This window comes from Pseudomonas sp. BNK-45 (assembly GCF_047456255.1).
Classification (GTDB): Bacteria; Pseudomonadota; Gammaproteobacteria; order Pseudomonadales; family Pseudomonadaceae; genus Aquipseudomonas.
On the sequence record NZ_CP179909.1, the window covers coordinates 5838969 to 5857046 of the forward strand.

The following is an 18078-nucleotide window of genomic DNA, read 5'->3' on the forward strand; positions in this document are numbered from 1 at the left end:
CTCAATGGCAAATTAGCTGAACGAAGCGCTATCGACGGCGTGATAGACGTAACGGCCGTCGGTCATGTGCTTGATTTCTTCGAGGTAGTTGGAATTCATCACGAACAGGTTGGCGCCCGCCGGCAGAGCCTCCATGGCTTCCTGGGGCGAGGACACGCGCATGCCGCTGAGCGGCAGGTAACGGCCCTGTTTGGCCGGGTTGATATCGACGACCTGATCCACTGCGACACCGGCACGCTGCAGGAACAGCGAATAGATCACGCCCTTGGAAGAGGCGCCCCAGATCCCGGCAGCGGTGTGCGGCGCCGACTGGATGATGCGCTTGGCACACTCGATGCTGGCGGTGAAATCCGCCGGCATCCGCAACGGCTGCAGCGGCGCCGGCAACGCCGACTGCAAGCTGCCCAGGTCCGCCACCACGTACAGGTACTGGCCGCCAAACAGATGCCCGGCTTCATGCACTGTGCCGAACATGCGCTGCAGGTCTTGGAGACGGAAGTAATTGACGTGCTCATAGAACACATCGAACCAGGCGCGATGCTCAAGGATCCAGTCGAAACACGGCACTTCGATGTAGATCTGCCCACCCTGGTTGGCATCGGCAATCTCTGCCAGAAAGGCCAGCGGGTCGGCAATATGCTCCAGCACATGACGCAGCACGATGGCCTCGGCCGCCAGCCCCAGGCCACGGGTGAACGGCGCCTTGATCACCTCGGGATTGGCCCCCTCATAGGCCGGGTCGATGCCGGTGATGGCATAGCCCTCGCTGCGCAGCAGCTCGAGGAAATAGCCCTTGCCGCAACCGACTTCGATCAGCTCACGCCCCTTGAAGTGGCGGGCGATGATGCCCTCCACGTCCATCAGGTGCTGCTGGAACTGCGCCGAGTGAGCCTGCTCGTTCTGATAGTCGCTGTCGTAGCTGAGCTTGTCGGCATCGAAGGCCTGATTGAAGATCAGCCCGCTCTGCAGGTCCTGCACCAGCACGATATCCGCAGACGCCGAGGCACGGGCACTCTGGGCATCGGCGAAGGTGCGGTTCTGCAGCACCGGCAAATCGGCGACCCGATACAACTCATGCGCCATGTTCGGCTCCTGTTATGTGCAGCAGGCGCTGGTTCAAGCCCCAGAACGCCATGGGTTCGTAGTCCGGGTACGGGTAATGCCCCAGGTTCAGGCGGATCGCCGCACCGCGCTGAGCGATACGCTGCTCCACCAGGGAGCGCACGGATACCGGCCGACCACTGGAGCAATTGACCACTCCGGAAAATCCGCGCTGGTCGAGCAGCGCCGCCAGGTGGCCGGCGGCGGCCTCGATGGCCAGGTAGTCCCGCAGTTGTTCGCCGCCGGACATATTGAAAACCTCGTCACCGGCATCGATCGCTCGGTCCAGCGCCGCCAGCAGGCTCTTGGGGTTCTGCCCCGGGCCATGCAGGTAGAACAGCCGTGCCCACTGCAAACTGAAGGGCAACTGCTGCTGCAGGGCTTGCAGAAACAGATGCAGGCTGTGCTTGGCCAAACCGTAGGGATTGCTCGGGCGCGCCTCGATCTCTTCACCCAGCGGCCCGCTCTGCATGCCGTACTCGAAGCAGGTGCCGGTGACCAGCACCTGGCTCACCCCGGCCTCGACCACGGCCTTGATAAAGCGGTAGTCGGCCATCAGGTTGTGTTCCAGATGAAACAGCGCCTGATAGTTGGGCAGCCCCGGCCAGGCCAGATGGGCCAAGGCATCGACGCCTTCCACCAAGGCCGCGACATCGAGCTGCGGGGCGTGCACGTCCAGGGCGCGAAACTCCACCGCGTCGAACCAGGGCAACTGCCGCGCCTTGTCCGCATCCCGCGCCAGCGCACGCACGCGGCATCCCCGGGCCAGCAAGGCCGCGACCAGATGCCGACCGACAAAGCCGGTGGCGCCGGTGACCAGCACCGTCATGCCCTTCACAGCAGCTTCAACTCGGGCACCGCGATCACGAAGCGCCCGCCCCATTGCCGTACCTGGGCCAATTGCTCGCTGACTTCGTCCAGCAGGTTCCACGGCAGTACCAGCACATAGTCCGGACGCTCCTGATCGATGCGCTCGGGCGCGACCACCGGGATCCGGCTGCCCGGCAGGTACTTGCCCTGCTTGTGCGGGCTGGCATCGGCAACCCAGGCCAACAGGTCGGGCTTGACCCCGGCGTAATTGAGCAAGGTATTGCCCTTGGCCGCCGCGCCATAACCCACCACGCGCTTGCCTTCGGCCTTGGCCTTGAGCAGGAAGCGCAGCAGCTCGTGCTTGATCCGCTCGGCGGCCGGCGCCAGGGTCTGGTAGTACCCGGGTGTGTTCACCCCGGCCTGCTGTTCCAGCCGCAACTGACGCGCCACGCTGTCCAGTACGGGACGGCGCTGGCCATCGACACGCTGCACGAACACCCGCAGCGAACCGCCATGGGTCGACAGGGTTTCGACATCGAAGATTTCCAGGCCGTTGCGCTGGCACAAACCCTGGACCGCGGTCAGCGACAGGTAGGAATAGTGCTCGTGGTACAGGGTATCGAACTGCTGCCCGGCCATCAGGGTCAGCAGTTGGGGGAACTCGAAAGTCGCCACGCCCGTGGGCTTGAGCAAGGCGGCAAAACCACAGAGGAAGTCGTTGATGTCCGGCACATGAGCCAGCACATTGTTGGCCGCCATCAGGTCGGCGGCCCAACCCTCCGCCAGCAACTGCGCGGCGGTATCGCGGCCGAAGAACGACTCACGGATCAGCAGCCCCTTGTCCCGCGCCGCCTGGGCGGTACTGCGAGTCGGCTCGACCCCAAGGCAAGGGATGTCACGCTGGGCCACGTACTGCAACAAGTAGCCATCATTCGCCGCCACCTCCACTACCCGGCTTTGGGCATCCAGGCCGAAACGCTCGACCATCTGCGCCACGTAGTCCCGGGCATGTTGCAGCCAGGTGCTGGAAAACGAGCTGAAATAGGCGTAGTCGGCGTCGAACAAGTGGTCAGCGCGGGTGTAGTCCTCGGTCTGCACCAACCAGCATTGCTGGCACACCTGGACCTTGAGCGGCACCCATTGCTCGGCCTGATCCAACTGCCCGGCACGCAGATAGGCGTTGGACGGCGGCGAGGTGCCCAGGTCGATCAGAGGCAGGCTCAGGCATGCGCCACAACCGCGGCAATTCATAGACTCACTCCAGCGAAAGCGGCATCGAGCAAGGGGTGGCTGGCATCCCGGGTCGACAGATTATTGACAGGCAGCGGCCAGTTGATCGCCAGGCGCGGGTCCAGCACCGACAACCCGGCCTCGTGCTCCGGGGCGTAGTCGGCGCTGTGCAGATAGAGCAGTTCGGCATCCTCGCTCAGGGTCTGGAAACCATGGGCGAAGCCTGCCGGCAACAACAGGCTGCGGCCGTCGCCGCCGCGCAGGTGCTCGGCATGCCAATGCAGAAAGGTCGGCGACTCGGGGCGCAGGTCCACTGCCACGTCCCAGACCTCACCGCGCAGGCAAGTGATGAGCTTGGCTTCGGGTCGGGCCGCGGTCTGGTAGTGCAGACCGCGCACGCTGCCGCGTTCGCGGGTGCAGGAATGGTTGATCTGACGGATATGGAAAGGCTGGCCAAAGGCACTCAGGCTGCCCTCGCAGAACAATCGGGAAAAATGTCCGCGCTGATCCTCGAAACGTTTGTGGCGCACCTCAAACAACCCGGCCAAGGGCAGCGCCAGCACCTGGAACTCGCTCACAGCGCCCCCCGATACAGGTTCAACTGCCCGAGGGTCACGGAGCGCATGTCCGCTCCGCTTTTCCAGGCCAGGTGCCAGTCCAGGGTTTGCACCAGGCATTGCTCCAGGGTCCAGCGGGGCATCCAGCCCAACAGCTGTCGCGCACGACTGCTGTCCAGGCGCAACAGACCGGCTTCGTGCAACTCACTGGGCTCGATCCGCAGCCCCGGGGCTTCAGGCCAGTGCCGGGCCAGCAGCCCCACCACGTCACCGACGCTGCACATGTCTTGCTCGCCGGGACCGAAGTTCCAGGCCCCCGCGTATTGCGGACCTTGCTCATACAAACCAGCCGCCAGCTGCAGGTAGCCGGCCAACGGCTCCAGGGCGTGCTGCCAGGGGCGCACCGCCTGGGGGAAGCGAAGGGTCACAGGTTCATCGGCGGACCAGGCCCTGAGCACATCGGGAATCAGCCGCTCGGGCGCGAAGTCGCCCCCGCCCAGCACATTGCCGGCGCGGGCCGTGGCCAGGGCCAGGCCGTGCTCGGCGTAACGCTCGGCGGCAAAGAACGAGGAGGCATAGGACTGGGCCAGCAGCTCGCAACAGGCCTTGCTGCTGCTGTAGGGATCATGACCACCCAGGGGTTCGTTTTCCCGGTAGGGCCACAGCCATTCCTGATTGGCGTAGACCTTGTCGGTGGTCACCAGGACGCAGGCGCGCACCCCACCGACCTGACGGATCGCTTCCAACAGGTTGAGGGTGCCCATGACGTTGCTTGAGTAGGTCCCCAGCGGATCACGGTAAGCCTCGCGCACCAGGGGCTGGGCCGCCAGGTGCAGGACGATTTCCGGCTCGACCTGGGCGATCAGCTCCAGCAGGCTGCCCAGGTCCCGCAGGTCGCCACGATGATCGTCAATCCCCTCGGCCACCCGGGCCAGCTCGAACAGGCTCGGCTCGGTCCCCGGATCCAGGGCGAAACCGCTGACCTTTGCGCCCAGGCTTTGCAGCCACAGGCTCAGCCAACTGCCCTTGAAGCCGGTATGGCCGGTCAGCAGGACCCGCTTGCCGCGCCAGAACTCCGGACTCAGTCCCACTGCTTCCACGGGGCCTCCCCGCTTTGCCAGAGCTGTTCCAGATGGTTCTTGTCGCGCAGGGTGTCCATGGACTGCCAGAAACCTGAGTGCTCGTAGGCACTCAGTTGATGATCCTTGGCCAACTGGATCAGCGGCTCGGCTTCCCAGGTGGTGCTGTCGCCATCGATGTAAGACAGCACCTTGGGCGACAACACGAAGAACCCGCCGTTGATCCAGCCGCCGTCGCCACGGGGTTTCTCAGTGAACCCCAGGACCTGATCGCCCTTGCGATCCAGAGCGCCATAGCGGCCTGGCGGCTGCACCGCGGTCACGGTGGCCAGCTTGCCGTGGGCCTGGTGAAAATCCACCAGGGCGCCGATGTTCAGGTCTGACACACCATCGCCGTAGGTAAAGCAGAACGCCTCTTCATCCTGCAGGTAGCGCCCGGCACGGCGCAGGCGCCCACCAGTCATGGTTTCCTCGCCGGTGTCGATCAGCGTCACGCTCCAGGGCTCGCTGTAGTTCTGATGCACGTCCATGCGGTTGTTGCGCATGTCGAAGGTCACATCCGAGGTGTGCAGGAAGTAGTTGGCAAAGAAGTCCTTGATCGCGTAGCCCTTGTAGCCCAGGCAAATCACGAAGTCATGAATCCCGTGGGCGGAATACTGCTTCATGATGTGCCAAAGAATTGGCTTGCCACCGATCTCGATCATGGGCTTGGGCTTGAGGTGGGACTCTTCGCTGATTCGCGTTCCCAGTCCACCTGCCAGAATTACGGCCTTCATCGCTGTCCTCTTGCTCTTCGTGGGCCAGGTCAGCCCATTCAGGGCTGGCGCGGCGCCAGATGCAGATCATTCATCGCAACCCAAGGGTCCCTTGCACCGCGCCGCAGTGAAGGATTTATGGCGATTTACTGGGGACTTGCAGGAAGTGCGCCAATTGCGTGCAGGCAACGCAGAAGGCCGCAAGGACAGTCACTCGAGTGATGCTTGCCCAGAGAGGCGGCCGGTGACGGTGGGCATCACCGGCCAAGATTGGATCAGTCCGCCAACCATCCCCACAGCCAATGCCGCAGGTTATCGTCACGCAGCATGAAGTCGCGATGCACCGCTTCTCGCAGCTCATCGCCCATGCGGTAGCTGGCTGCCGGGTCGGAGAGGTGCATGCGGATCGCCTGCAACCATTCCTCGGTGCTGTTGCTGCGGACCTTGGTGCAAGGCAGGAAACCGCGATAGGCCTCAGTGTCGGTGCAGATCACCGGATAACCGCAGGCACCGTACTCCAGGAGCCGCAGGTTGCTCTTGCAATCGTTGAAGATATGAAACTCCAGCGGAGCCAGCGCCAGATCCAGGTTCAGGCTGGCCAGCTTGAACGGATAGCTTTGCAGGCTGGTGAGCGAGTGAAATTCGTGTACGTAAGGACGCAAGTCGTCAGGGCACATGCCAAAGAATACCCACTCGACCTCGTTCGCCAGCTCGCGCACCACCTCGGCGATGATCTCCAGGTCGCCGGTATGGCTGGTGCCACCACCCCAACCCACCCGAGGCTTGCTGGAGGTACCACGACGACTGGTCAAGCTGGCCCAGGGGTCCAGCGCCAGCATGTTGGGCACCACGCGGATGTCGCTGTGCATGCTCGACAGGGCGTCTGCCAGTGGCTGGGTGGTCACCACCACCCGATCGCACAAGCCGATGCCTTCACGCAGCATCTGCTCGGTGTTCACCGGCTTGTTCCGAGCGTGGGTGTTTTTCTTCGGCGCACTGACGATGTAGTCGTCGAGCTCGAAGACCCGCAGGGCGCTGGAATATTTTTTCATCCGCAGAATGTCACTGGCCGCCCCTTCGCTATAGCGGCACTGCAGGATGATGGTATCCGGCGACAGGCGCTCGATATCCACCGTGGACGGCGACTCGTAGGCCACCCGGGCAATCACCCGCCCCGCTTCTTCCAGTGCCGCCAGGGGACCTGTGACCCGGTAATGCCCGACCGCGGAACTGTTGACCGGCAAGCCGAGGATCAAGGGCAACGCGCGACTGCAGAACGGATTCCAGTTGTTGCGCAAGGAAGGTTCCAGACTGAAGCTGGAATAGCCCAGGCTAAGGGCCGGGTTATAGGCCGGATCGCGAGCGATCTTCGCCATCCACTGCTGATAGAAGCGCTCCTGCTCGGCCTCGCGGACCAGCTGGCGCTCGCTGTTGTCAACGGCAGGCGATGCTGGTCGCAGCATCAGGGTGGCATGAGGCGTCCAGACCACCAGATAGCCATTTCGATCGACCCGCAGACACAGATCGGTCGCCCCCAATTCGCCGGCGAAGGCCTGCTCATCCAGGCCGCCCAGGCTGGCAAAGACCTCCTTGCGCACCATCAGGCAATCGTCACTGACCGCACTCCAGTTCTGTACCACTTGCAGTCGTTGCATGTAGCCCCTGGCGTCCATGGCTTCGCCGACAAAAGGCGAACTCACAGGCCCGGCCATACCCAGCACCTGACCGGCATGGAGAATGGAACCATCAGTCGCCAGGATCCGTGCCCCCACCACGCCCACCTCCGGACGCTGGGCCTGATTAAGCAGCTCATCCAGCCAGTCGCCACTGCAGATAAGCGCCCTCGGGCTGAGCAGCAAAAGGTAGTCGCCACGCGCCTGGCTCGCCGCACTGTTGATCAGCGCAGCATGGCTGTGCGGACCGACATAAGGCAGAACTCGCAGCATGGCACCACCCAACTCGGCCATGGCTGTCAGCCAGTCGGCCATGGCCGGGTCGCGACTGCCGGCATCCATCAGCACAATTTCATAGTGGTTGTAGGCCGTCTGCTCGATCAGGCTTTCCACACAGCGCTGTAGGGTCGCCAGGGAGTCACCGCACGGCAGGATGATCGACACCAACGGTCGGCTAGCATGCAGGTAATCAATGCGGTTGAGCAGCGGCAGATCATCATGAACAATCCGGTGCTCCACGCCGATGCGCTGCAAATGCGCTGCCACCAGCCCTTCACTGGCCTCGATCACCTGAGGGCGGGACAACCACTGGGCGAAGCTGAACTCGGACTCCAGCTGGATATCGGCAATGTGCTCGATGGTCTGCGGCCCGGCCGCCTCCACCATCCGCCACAGCAGATCCTGGGGCGCCAGCTCGCCACGGACCGGGTCGAAACCGCCCTCGGCCATGAAACGCTCGCGAGAAAAAGCCAGGGCGCGACCGACATAGGGATAGGAGCGCATCAGGTCGAGGTTGAAGTCAGGCTTGAACACCGGCTCCGACGACTCACCCTCTACCAACGCGCCTTCATCGCTGTAGGCACAGAGCATGGCCGGGGTATTGGCGATGCGCTCGGCAAGGATCAACAGTGCCGACTCCTGCAGGCGATCACCGGCCTGCAGCAGATAGAACCAGTCGCAACCTTCCAACTGCGGCACCAGCTCATTGAGCTGCTGCACCCAGTCACCTCGCAGAGACTGATGCAGAACCCGATCACGCACCTGCTCTTCGCCCACCGATAACACCAGCACCGCGGCAGGCGCGAACAACTGACCATCAATGCTGTCCAGAGTCCGAGCAAGTGCCTCGCCATCGCCCTCAAAGTCAAGGACCACCGGCACCAGTTGCACCCGCCGCGGCCAGCTGTCGATGCGCTGAGGCATCAGCCGCTGCTCCACCGCCGAAAACTTGCGTACCGACAGCCACTCCCGATAGAAATCCTCGTAACTGATGCTCTCGCCACCGACCCGGCCATCGACCACGGTACTGCGGTTGCCCAGCACCCGGGTCACGCACAGCTCCTGCCAGTTACGCGGCTGCTCGGCCTCCCGAGCCATATCGACATAGCGCACCCAGCCTGCCGCCGGCGCCGACTCGCCACTGCGTGCGGCCAGCATCTGCACCAGCCACTCCCACTCACTACGTGCCTGCTTGAGCATTTCCGGGGTCGCGCTCAGGCGCCCCGGGTACAGGCGCTCGCAACTGAGCACCGTCACCAACGCCGCGAGATTGCCACGGCGCATCAGGCAGATGAACAGAGCGAAATCCAGCAGCGCTACAAAACCGGCACCTTCCTGGATCAATGCCGGCAGCAGCTCCAGCACATCGGCACGACGCATCAGCGCTGAGCTGAAGTTGCCGAGGAAATTGCGCGGCGTGCTCTCGAAGATCGCCAGCATATCCTCGCCCTTGAGCACGGCATCGTTGTAGGTAAAACGGCAGTTGTCGACCCGCGGCGGCAGGATGAAATTCCCGGCGTCACTGAATACCCGTAGTGCGCACACCAGGTTGATATCCGGATTGTCGATCAGCACCGGTGCCTGCAGGGCGATGCTGGGCGCAAACAGCCGATCGTCATCACACAACACCTTGATCAGCTCGCCACGCGCCTCTTCAACACAGCGCAGGACGTTCTTCTGCAGGCCCAGGCGCTGCGGGTTGCGCAGATAGCGCACAGGATGTGCAGGCTCGACAATGGCTTCGACGATACACTGGATCTGATCGTCGGCACTGTCGTCGCAAATGACGATTTCCAGGGGCTGGTAGGTCTGCGCCAGGGCACTGTCCAGAGCCTGACTGAAGAAACGCGGGTTGAAGGCGGGGATGACGATGCTGACTAGAGGGGCTTGGTTCACGGTTGCAAACTCTCGAGCGGCGAGCCCCGGCCAGAAAGACCAGGGCTGCAGGACCGCTTAAAAAAGACGGCTGACGGCTCGACGATCACGGCGTTCGAGACGGGCTCGAACGCCTTGTACTCAGACCTTGTTGAACAGGCCGAGTTGAGTGATCTTGCTGAAGGCCAACTGCGAGGCCTGCAACATGGTCTGCTGCAGGGTCAGACGGGTCATGACTTCGGCCGGATCGGAATCACTGATGGCCGAACGCGTGGTGACGTTGGCTGCCGCCAGACTTTCGTTGATTTCGTTCTGGGTGGCCAACGCCGAGCCACGACCACCGATGGAGCTGATGCCGATGGACAGCTGATCGACACCACTGGCCAGGTTGGCCATGCCCGAGGCGAGGTCGGCCAACTGCTTCTGGGTCGCCAGGACGTTACCGTCGGTGGGTGTGTTCAAGGCGTTTTTCAACTGACTCACGGTGTCCAGGATATTCTGGGTTTCGTGAGTGTTGACCGCCACGCTGAACTGATCGTTGGCGGCCGGCGACGGAGCGCCCGTCAGGGTGAAGCTCACACCTGCCGCAGTGGCAATATTGCCCGGACCGACCACCCCTGAAGACACTGGCTTGCTGTCGGCCGTCAGCGGCGCGGCATACAGGTCGAAGTTGGTGGCGCTGGTGAACTTGAGCACCGCGTTACCGCTCGGGAACGTCGAGTTGTAGGCCACCGGGTCCGTCACGCTGGTGGCTGAAACCTGAGTCATGCTCGGGTTGCCCGGAGAACGCGCAACGTTGAAGGTGTCCGGCTTCGACGCCAGGGTGAAGCTGTGGCCCGGCAGCACCGTGTTGGCGACATCGCCGGACTTGAGATTGACGTTCAGGTTCAGATCGATACCCCGGAAACTCACCGTCTGATTCGGCGAAGTACCGACCACGCCACCCTTGCTGGCCTCGGCGGTCACATCGTTGCCGCTGCCATCGAGGATCTGCAACTGGGTACCGCTGACGAACGACACGGTATAAGGCTCGCCAGCGCGGAACTGGCTGTTGTAGGCGCCACTGTTGCTCATCTGGCCATTGGACAGGGACACCCGTCCATCATCCACCGCCGGCGAGGTCATGGTGACCTGACTACGACTGGTGTTGAGCGCCTGCTGGAACACATCCCAACCGGTGCTGTTGGCGGCCATCATCATGGTGTCGCCCACCGGCAGTTTCAGGCTGCTCTGGTCACCGTTGTAGCTGTAGGTGCCATCGGAGTTGCGACTGAACGGCGGAACGTCGTCCTTGGAACCACCGAACAGGTACTTGCCGTTTTCGTCCTGAGAGTTCATCAGGCTCAGCAGTTGCTCTTCGATCTGCCCCAGCTCGGCAGCATTGGCCTGGCGGTCGGCATCGGTGTAACCGGCGCTGCCCGCGCCGACGGCCAGTTGCTTGGCGCGGTCCAGGACGTTGTTGATGCTGGTCATCACCGACTCGGCCTGGCCCAGGGAAGCCTTGATCGAGTTGCTGTTGGCCTTGTACTGATCAAGCAGGGAAGCCTGCTGACCCAATTGCAGCAGACGGGCAGCGCCCACCGGATCGTCGGCGGCGGTCTTGACCCGGACCAGGCTGCTGGCTTCTTCGCCGCTCTTGATCGCGTTGGAGAAGTTCTTCTGATAGTTGGCAGCCGAAGTCTCGTAATACTGGGCGGTGGAAATGCGCATGGGCTACGACTCCTTAAAGGCTGTTGATCAGCGTGCTGAAGGTTTCCTGCGCAGCCTTGATGATCTGCGAAGACGCGGTGTAGTACTGTTGAAACTTGACCAGGTTACCGGTCTCATCATCCAGGTTGACCCCGGACAGCGAGTCCCGGGCACCCTTGGCGTTGGCCAGGATGGAGCCGTTGGCCGCGGTGTCGAGCTTGGCCTGGCTGGCCTTGGCGCCGACGTTCTCGATCAGCTTGCCGTAGGCATCCACCAGGGTGATGCCCTTGCTCGCCGAACCGGTGTCCACGGTCTGTTTGGTCTGCAGGCCCGACAACGCCAGGCCGTTGCGGTTATCGGAAGAGCCGGCGCCATTCACCGAGATGCTCATGTTGTCACCGGCGTTGGGCGAACCGGCAACGGTCATTTGCACCGTGAAGGTCTTGGTCACGGGTGGCGTGCCGCCGTCGGTGATCGGGTTGCCGCTGGCATCGAGCATATTGACTTGCAGGTTCAGGACGTTGCTCTGCCCCGGCACGATGGAGCCGCTGCCCATCTTGGTGCCCTTGGCGTCAAAGTAATCGTATGTCTGGCTGCCGCCGGACGCCGCGTTAAACACCACCTTGACCGGGCCGGAGTTCTTGAGAGCGGTCTGCATCTCCAGCTTGCTGGCTACATCGTAGTTGTCGATCGGCACTGCCAGGGACGGCTGCGAAGAAATGCTCAGGGAGCTCTTGACCCCGGCACCCAGCTCGGCCTTCAACGGCGCGGCCAGAGCTAGGCGCTTGGAGTCGGTCATTTCCGTCTGGATGGTGGCTGCGGCATTGCGGGTCGGGATGATCTTGAAGCTGTCACCGGCGGCCACCGTACCAGTGAGGTTCAGCGAGAAGCCGTCGATCACCGGCGCCGGGCTGGTGGTCGTGCTGAAGCTACCCAGGTCGGAGCCATCGGAACGCTTGACGCTGTAATCGGTGGCACTGCTGAAGGTCACCGTGTAGTCACTGGTGCTCAGCTTGCCGGTGTCCTTGATCGTCACATTGAAGTTGCCCGAACCGGCACTGTTGGTCGCGCTGGCCATGCTGCGCTGACTGATCATCCTGAGGCTGTTGATGTCGTTGAACAGGTTGCCGCCGAATTCACCGTTCTTGTCGATGCCCTGGGCCATCTGGCTGTTCATCTGGTCGGCTACCACCAGGGCCACGCGCCCCAGTTCATTCATGGCCGGGTCCAGCACTTCGCTGCGATAGCGCAACAGGCCGCCGATCTCGCCACCCGTGGTGACGTTGGTGATGTCCGCGGTACTGGTACCCCGGTTGATCTGCAGCATGGAGCGGGTCGGATCATTCTTGCCCTGCACCACTTCCAGGGTGTTGGCAGAGTTGCCCATCACCAGTGGCTGGCCGCTGCCCAGGTACAGATCGAGGCTCGAACCGCGCTCCGATACCTGAACCCCGATGAACGTCGAAAGCTGACGCACGGTTTCATTACGGGCATCCAACAGATCGTTGGGCATGCCGTTGCCGTTGGTCGACAGCTCGGAAATCTTCTGGTTGAGCTGAGCCACGGTGTTGGCCAGCTTGTTGACCTGGTCTGCCATGCTCGCCAGGTTGCCATTGATGTTGCTGTTCTGCTCGTTGAGCTGGCTGGACACCGAATTGAAACGGTTGCTCAAGGCCTGAGTGTCGCTGAGCAGCAACTGCCGGGAGGCCTCGTCGGTGGGCTTGGCATTGAGGTTCTGCAGCGAGGCGAAGAACTTGGTCAGGGCGCCGTTCATGCCGGTGCCGTTGTCCGACAGCAACTGGTCGATCGGGCTGATCTGGCCCTGGTAGGCGGCCACGTCACTATTGAGGGACGTGGCGGTGCGCAACTGGGCATCGAGGAAGCTGTTGTACACCCGGCGCACGTCGGCCAGGGTGGTACCGGTGCCGATGAAGACATTGCCGAATTGAGCGGAGGCCTTGGTGCCCTGCACGGTCTGCTGGCGCGAGTACCCGGCGGTGTCGGCGTTGGCAATGTTGTTACCCGTGGTCATCAACGACGTTTGGCTGGCGGCCAGCCCCGACATCCCGATATTGAGCAAACTCATGATTCAGACCTTATAAATTCGTGGAAACGCCCGCCGCAGCGTAGTTCTGGTAGTTCTTCATCTGCTTGGCTATCTGCGAAATCTTGCTAGCGTAATCCGGGTCCGTTGCATACCCGGCTTTTTGCAACTCGCGAACAAACTGTTCTGGTTTATCGGCCACCTTCAGCACTTCTTGATAGCGATTGTTGCTCTGCAACAAGGTCACCAGATCGTGGAAGCTGTCCTGATAGGAATCGTAGGAACGGAACGCCGCCGTCTCCTTGACCATCTGCCCATTGCGGAACTCACTGGTGATCGCCCGGGCCTGAGCACCCTGCCAGCTCTTGCCGGCCTTGATGCCGAACAGGTTGTGACTGCTGGTGCCATCCTGCTGGCGCATCACCGATTTGCCCCAACCGGTTTCCAGCGCGGCCTGGGCCACCAGATAGCGAGGATCGACGCCGATCCGCTGAGCCGCCTGCTGCGCCATTGGCAGCATAGTGGCCACGAAGTCGTCGGCAGAGCTGAAGGCGCGCTTGGCCGGCGCCAACGGCGGCTGGGCCATGGCCCGGCCATACACGCGCATCTTGCCCTGGGACGCGGCATAGCCCTGGTTGACCCGCCATTCGCCGCGCAGCACCGCATCAGCGGCCGCCGTGGTGCGACTCGGCGCAGGGTTCTGAGTGGTGGCATCGGCAACACCGCCGGCCGACGGCACGATCCCGGTCAACAGGCGATCGGTCAGCTTGCTTGGCAGCGACAGGCGACGCTGGTTGAGCAGGACCATGTCGTTATGGGCCACGGAGGTTCGCAACGGGTCATGGGCACGGGAGGCCCACAACGGCCGCTGGCCATTGGACCGGCTCAAGGGACCATCCTGGGCACTGGTGCCCGCGGCAATCGGCGTCGGTGTCGCCACTGGCGCAGCGACCTGGGCTGGCGGCGTGGCGCCCGGCGTGGCCGGCTTGTTCTTCATCATCTGGCGCATCAGCACATTGGCCAGGCCGATACCGCCACCCTCACGCGACAGGGACACCGCGAGCTGCTGATCGTACATGTCCTGGTATTGCTTGGCGGCCGGGGTATTGAGCGGGTTGTCCTGGGCAATGACATCCGTGGCCTTGCGCATGGACTTGAGCATTTCGTTGAGAAACAGCGATTCGAACTCCTGCGCCACCTTGCGCACGTTGGCTTCGCCGTTCTTGTCTCCGACCTTGAGTTGCTGCAGACGATTGAGGTCGGAATAGGACCCGGAATCGCCGCTGCCAATCAATCCGCTCTTACGTATATCCATGGCCGCCACCTCAAATCACGATCAAGTCGGCTTGCAGCGCGCCGGCCTGTTTCAAGGCTTCGAGAATCGCCATCAGGTCGCCTGGGGCCGCGCCCACCTGGTTCACCGCGCGAACGATCTCATCCAGGGTGGTGCCCGGTCCGAACTTGAACATCGGCTTGGCTTCCTGCTGCGCATTGACCCGCGAACGCGGCACCACCGCGGTCTGGCCATTGGACAGAGGACCGGGCTGGCTGACGATCGGGTCTTCGGTAATGGTCACGGTCAGGCTGCCGTGGGTCACCGCCGCCGGCGACACCTTGACGTTCTGCCCGATGACGATGGTGCCGGTCCGGGAGTTGATGATGACCTTGGCCACCGCCTGCCCCGGATCGACTTCCAGGTTCTCCAGGATCGACAGGTAATCCACGCGCTGGCTTGGGTCCAGTGGCGCGGTGACGCGGATCGAACCACCATCGATGGCCTGGGCCACGCCCGGGCCGAGCATGTCGTTGATCTTGTCGACGATGCGCTTGGCGGTGGTGAAGTCCGAACGGTTGAGGTTCAGGGTCAGGCTGTTGCCCTGGTTGAAACCGCTAGGCACGGCTCGCTCCACCGAAGCGCCGCCGGGAATCCGCCCGGCCGACGGCACGTTGACGGTGATCTTCGAACCGTCGCGCCCTTCGGCGTCGAAACCGCCCACCACCAGGTTGCCCTGGGCGATGGCATAGACGTTGCCGTCGATCCCCTTGAGGGGTGTCAGCAACAGGGTGCCGCCACGCAGGCTCTTGGAGTTACCGATGGACGAAACCGTGATATCCACCTGCTGGCCCGGCTTGGCGAAAGCCGGCAGATCGGCACTCACCGACACTGCCGCAACGTTCTTCAACTGCACGTTGCCGGAACCGGCCGGCACCTTGATGCCGAACTGCGACAGCATGTTGTTGAAGGTCTGCAGGGTGAACGGCGTCTGGGTGGTCTGGTCGCCGGTGCCGTTAAGCCCGACCACCAGGCCGTAGCCTATCAACTGGTTGGAACGCACGCCGGAAATACTGGCGATGTCCTTCAGCCGCTCGGCCTGAACGCCGAGGGAAGTGGACAGCAACAAGGCCGCCGCCATCAGGTGCTTGAAGTTGAACATGAGGCTTCTCATCACCTAGAAAGGGAACAGCGGGCTGAGGAAGAAACGGTCGAACCAGCCAGGCTGGTTGGCATCGGCAAAGGAGCCGGTGCCCGAATAGGTGATGCGCGCATCCGCCACTCGGGTCGAGGAAACGGTGTTGTCAGTGGCAATATCGTCGGCCCGGACCAGGCCGGCGATCCGCACCAGCTCGTCGCCGGTGTTGAGGGTCATCCACTTCTCGCCGCGTACCGCGATGATGCCGTTGGGCAACACATCGGCCACGGTGACGGTGATCGAACCGGTCAGGCTGTTGCTCTGCGCCGCCTTGCTGTCGCCCTTGGTCGCACGGTTGCCGCTGTAGCCGGCATTGAGGGTCAGGTCGCCATCGCCCAACGGGTTGTTGGTGTTGGGTACGGCACCGAACAGCGAGGTCAGGCCAACGCTGTTGGAGCTGGTCTTGGTCAGGGCCGAGTTGGCGCCCTTGCTGGCGTTGGTCCGCTCGTTCAGGGTGATGGTGATAATGTCACCGACCCGGAACGCCTTGCGGTCGCTGTACAGGTTCTGCTCGAAGCCGGCCTGGTAAATCGAACCATTGTTGGACGCGGAAGGCAGCGGTGTACGCGGCAATACTGGCGCGTAGTAAGGGTCATTGGGCTTGGGCGGCGGGGCAACACAGCCCGCAAGCACGGCACTCCCACTCAGCGCTAGAACACAAATAAACCGATTCATGACCCTTCCTCACGATGTTGCCGGCACGCCACATCAGACCTGTGGCGACCTCAAGACTTGATTACAGCTTCTGCGTTATGAACGAGAGCATCTGGTCGGCGGTGGAGATCACCTTGGAGTTCATCTCGTAGGCACGCTGAGTGGTGATCATGTTGACCATCTCCTCGACCGTGCTGACGTTGGACGCTTCCAGAGTGTTCTGCAGGGTGGTGCCGAAACCGTTGAGACCCGGAGTGCCGATCTGCGGCGCGCCGCTGGCGGCGGTTTCCAGGAACAGGTTGTTGCCCTGGGCCTGCAGGCCGGCCGGATTGATGAAGTCGGCGGTTTGCAGGTTGCCGATCACCTGGGACGCCGGGTTGCCGGCGATGGTGATGGATACGGTGCCGTCCTGACCCACGGTGAAAGTCTGCGCGTCGTTGGGCACGACAATCGCCGGTTCCAGGGCAAAACCACTGGCGGTGACGATCTGGCCATTGGAGTTGAGGTGGAAGGTGCCGTCACGGGTGTAGGCCGTGGTGCCGTCGGGTTGCAGGATCTGGAAGAAACCCCGGCCGTTGATCGCCAGGTCCAGCGGCTGCTCGGTGGTTTGCAGGCTGCCGGCGGTGAAGTTCTTCTGGGTGCCGACAATGCGCACACCGGTACCGACCTGCAGGCCGCTTGGCAGTTCGCTGTCCTGGGTCGACTGGGCACCCGGTTGACGCTTGATCTGGTACAGCAGGTCCTGGAATTCCGCGCGATCACGCTTGAAACCCGTGGTCGAGACGTTCGCCAGGTTGTTGGAAATCACACTCAGGTTGGTGTCCTGGGCGGACAGACCGGTTTTGGCAACCCATAGAGCCGGAAGCATTCGATTCTCCTCTCGCGCCTGTTTTACGGCGCTAGGTACTGGTAATTAGCTGATCTGCAAGACCCGAGCCATGGCCTGGTCGTCTTCTTTGGCGCTGTTCATCATCTTGATGTGCAATTCGAACTGCCTGGACAAGGCCAGCACCGCGGTCATCTCTTCCACGGCATTGACGTTGCTCGACTCCAGGAATCCCGACACCAGCTGGACATTGGCATCGGCCGGCGCCGGCTGGCCGTCCTTGGTCTTGATCGAGCCATCGAGCCCTTTGGTCAGGTTCTTGATGTCCGGATTGACCAGCTTGATGCGATCGACCTCGGCCATGACCCGCGGCCCCTCACCCATGGCACGGATGCTGATGGTGCCGTCCTGGCCCACTTCGATCTTCTGCTCAGGCGGCACGGCGATCGGACCGCCGTTGCCCATGACCGGCATGCCGTTGCCGGCACGCAGCACACCCAGAGCGTCGACGTTCAAGCTGCCGGTGCGCACATAGCTTTCGCTGCCATCGGGGCTTTGCACGGCGATCCAGCCCTTGCCGCTGACGGCTACGTCCAGGTCACGACCGGTTTCCACCATCGAGCCGGGAGTAAAGTCCGTGGCTGGCCGCTCGCCCATGGCAAAGGCCCGCGCCGGAAAACTGTCACCAAACACCGGCATCGCGCGCGCCTGTTCCAGGTCGCGCTGAAAGCCGTTGGTGGAGATGTTCGCCAGATTGTTGGCATGAGCCTTTTGCGCCAGTGCGTTCTGGCTGGCGCCGGTCATTGCCACATAAAGGTACTTGTCCACAATCGTTCCTCATCTGCCGGACGTTTGCCGCCCCACGCTGTAGTAGGCATGGCGCAAGCAATTTCTACACCAACTTCCACGCCAAGCAACGCACACCATGCAGGCCGGGGCTTTAACGCAAGCAACGTGGTTTTCAAGACGAGCCAAGAGACGAAAAAACGGCGGACTTATGCCGCTGACGGCAAGTATCGGTCGCGCTCCCGGGGA

Annotated in this window: 14 protein-coding genes; all 14 read right to left on the reverse strand. The window is 62.6% G+C overall.

The features are described 5' to 3' along the window. Positions 1-12: 12 nt before the first annotated feature. A complete protein-coding gene (locus tag ACMGG8_RS26435) occupies positions 13-1083 on the reverse strand; it encodes a class I SAM-dependent methyltransferase (protein ID WP_414158707.1) in 1071 nt (356 codons plus the stop codon). Further along, complete coding sequence (locus tag ACMGG8_RS26440; RefSeq protein WP_060841895.1) at positions 1073-1930, reverse strand: NAD-dependent epimerase/dehydratase family protein; 858 nt, start codon at positions 1928-1930, stop codon at positions 1073-1075. Before ACMGG8_RS26440 ends, ACMGG8_RS26435 begins: the two co-directional genes overlap by 11 nt. Before the next feature lie 5 nt (positions 1931-1935). Continuing rightward, positions 1936-3162: a methyltransferase domain-containing protein gene (locus tag ACMGG8_RS26445; RefSeq protein ID WP_414158708.1), complete on the reverse strand. Its 1227-nt coding sequence runs from the start codon at positions 3160-3162 to the stop codon at positions 1936-1938. Next, the gene (locus tag ACMGG8_RS26450) at positions 3159-3719 is read right to left on the reverse strand and encodes a dTDP-4-dehydrorhamnose 3,5-epimerase family protein (protein WP_060838126.1); all 561 of its coding nucleotides are present in this window, start codon (positions 3717-3719) and stop codon (positions 3159-3161) included. The genes ACMGG8_RS26445 and ACMGG8_RS26450 overlap by 4 nt, the downstream gene beginning before the upstream one ends. Further along, on the reverse strand, positions 3716-4798 hold the full coding sequence (rfbG, locus tag ACMGG8_RS26455; protein WP_414158709.1) for a CDP-glucose 4,6-dehydratase: 1083 nt from the start codon (positions 4796-4798) through the stop codon (positions 3716-3718). The genes ACMGG8_RS26450 and rfbG overlap by 4 nt, the downstream gene beginning before the upstream one ends. Then, complete coding sequence (gene rfbF / locus ACMGG8_RS26460; protein ID WP_060838124.1) at positions 4780-5553, reverse strand: glucose-1-phosphate cytidylyltransferase; 774 nt, start codon at positions 5551-5553, stop codon at positions 4780-4782. The genes rfbG and rfbF overlap by 19 nt, the downstream gene beginning before the upstream one ends. A gap of 254 nt (positions 5554-5807) precedes the next feature. Then, positions 5808-9380, reverse strand: a complete 3573-nt coding sequence (locus ACMGG8_RS26465) for a glycosyltransferase (RefSeq protein ID WP_414158710.1) — start codon at positions 9378-9380, stop codon at positions 5808-5810. A gap of 120 nt (positions 9381-9500) precedes the next feature. Beyond that, positions 9501-11069 (reverse strand): flagellar hook-associated protein 3, encoded by a 1569-nt coding sequence (locus ACMGG8_RS26470; protein WP_060838122.1) that lies wholly within the window; start codon positions 11067-11069, stop codon positions 9501-9503. A 13-nt stretch (positions 11070-11082) separates the two neighbouring features. Then, positions 11083-13134 carry a flagellar hook-associated protein FlgK gene (gene flgK, locus ACMGG8_RS26475; RefSeq protein WP_060838121.1) on the reverse strand — a complete coding sequence of 684 codons (2052 nt, stop codon included), beginning with the start codon at positions 13132-13134 and terminating at the stop codon, positions 11083-11085. A gap of 10 nt (positions 13135-13144) precedes the next feature. Beyond that, positions 13145-14407 carry a flagellar assembly peptidoglycan hydrolase FlgJ gene (gene flgJ / locus ACMGG8_RS26480; RefSeq protein WP_414158711.1) on the reverse strand — a complete coding sequence of 421 codons (1263 nt, stop codon included), beginning with the start codon at positions 14405-14407 and terminating at the stop codon, positions 13145-13147. A gap of 10 nt (positions 14408-14417) precedes the next feature. Then, positions 14418-15527, reverse strand: a complete 1110-nt coding sequence (locus ACMGG8_RS26485) for a flagellar basal body P-ring protein FlgI (protein ID WP_016963126.1) — start codon at positions 15525-15527, stop codon at positions 14418-14420. Between the two features lie 15 nt (positions 15528-15542). Then, positions 15543-16238, reverse strand: coding sequence for a flagellar basal body L-ring protein FlgH (gene flgH / locus ACMGG8_RS26490; RefSeq protein WP_060838119.1), 696 nt, complete (start codon positions 16236-16238; stop codon positions 15543-15545). Between the two features lie 61 nt (positions 16239-16299). Then, positions 16300-17085, reverse strand: coding sequence for a flagellar basal-body rod protein FlgG (flgG, locus tag ACMGG8_RS26495; protein ID WP_060838118.1), 786 nt, complete (start codon positions 17083-17085; stop codon positions 16300-16302). Positions 17086-17130: 45 nt separating this feature from the next. Continuing rightward, positions 17131-17871, reverse strand: a complete 741-nt coding sequence (locus ACMGG8_RS26500) for a flagellar basal body rod protein FlgF (protein ID WP_016965788.1) — start codon at positions 17869-17871, stop codon at positions 17131-17133. Between the last annotated feature and the right edge of the window lie 207 nt (positions 17872-18078).

Coding starts and splice junctions, on each gene's coding strand:
- flgH (WP_060838119.1), bottom strand. CDS start 16,238: ATGAATCGGTTTATTTGTGTTCTAGCGCTGAGTGGGAGTGCCGTGCTT.
- ACMGG8_RS26440 (WP_060841895.1), bottom strand. CDS start 1,930: ATGACGGTGCTGGTCACCGGCGCCACCGGCTTTGTCGGTCGGCATCTG.
- ACMGG8_RS26470 (WP_060838122.1), bottom strand. CDS start 11,069: ATGCGCATTTCCACCGCCCAGTATTACGAGACTTCGGCTGCCAACTAT.
- flgJ (WP_414158711.1), bottom strand. CDS start 14,407: ATGGATATACGTAAGAGCGGATTGATTGGCAGCGGCGATTCCGGGTCC.
- ACMGG8_RS26485 (WP_016963126.1), bottom strand. CDS start 15,527: ATGTTCAACTTCAAGCACCTGATGGCGGCGGCCTTGTTGCTGTCCACT.
- flgG (WP_060838118.1), bottom strand. CDS start 17,085: ATGCTTCCGGCTCTATGGGTTGCCAAAACCGGTCTGTCCGCCCAGGAC.
- ACMGG8_RS26435 (WP_414158707.1), bottom strand. CDS start 1,083: ATGGCGCATGAGTTGTATCGGGTCGCCGATTTGCCGGTGCTGCAGAAC.
- ACMGG8_RS26445 (WP_414158708.1), bottom strand. CDS start 3,162: ATGAATTGCCGCGGTTGTGGCGCATGCCTGAGCCTGCCTCTGATCGAC.
- rfbF (WP_060838124.1), bottom strand. CDS start 5,553: ATGAAGGCCGTAATTCTGGCAGGTGGACTGGGAACGCGAATCAGCGAA.
- flgK (WP_060838121.1), bottom strand. CDS start 13,134: ATGAGTTTGCTCAATATCGGGATGTCGGGGCTGGCCGCCAGCCAAACG.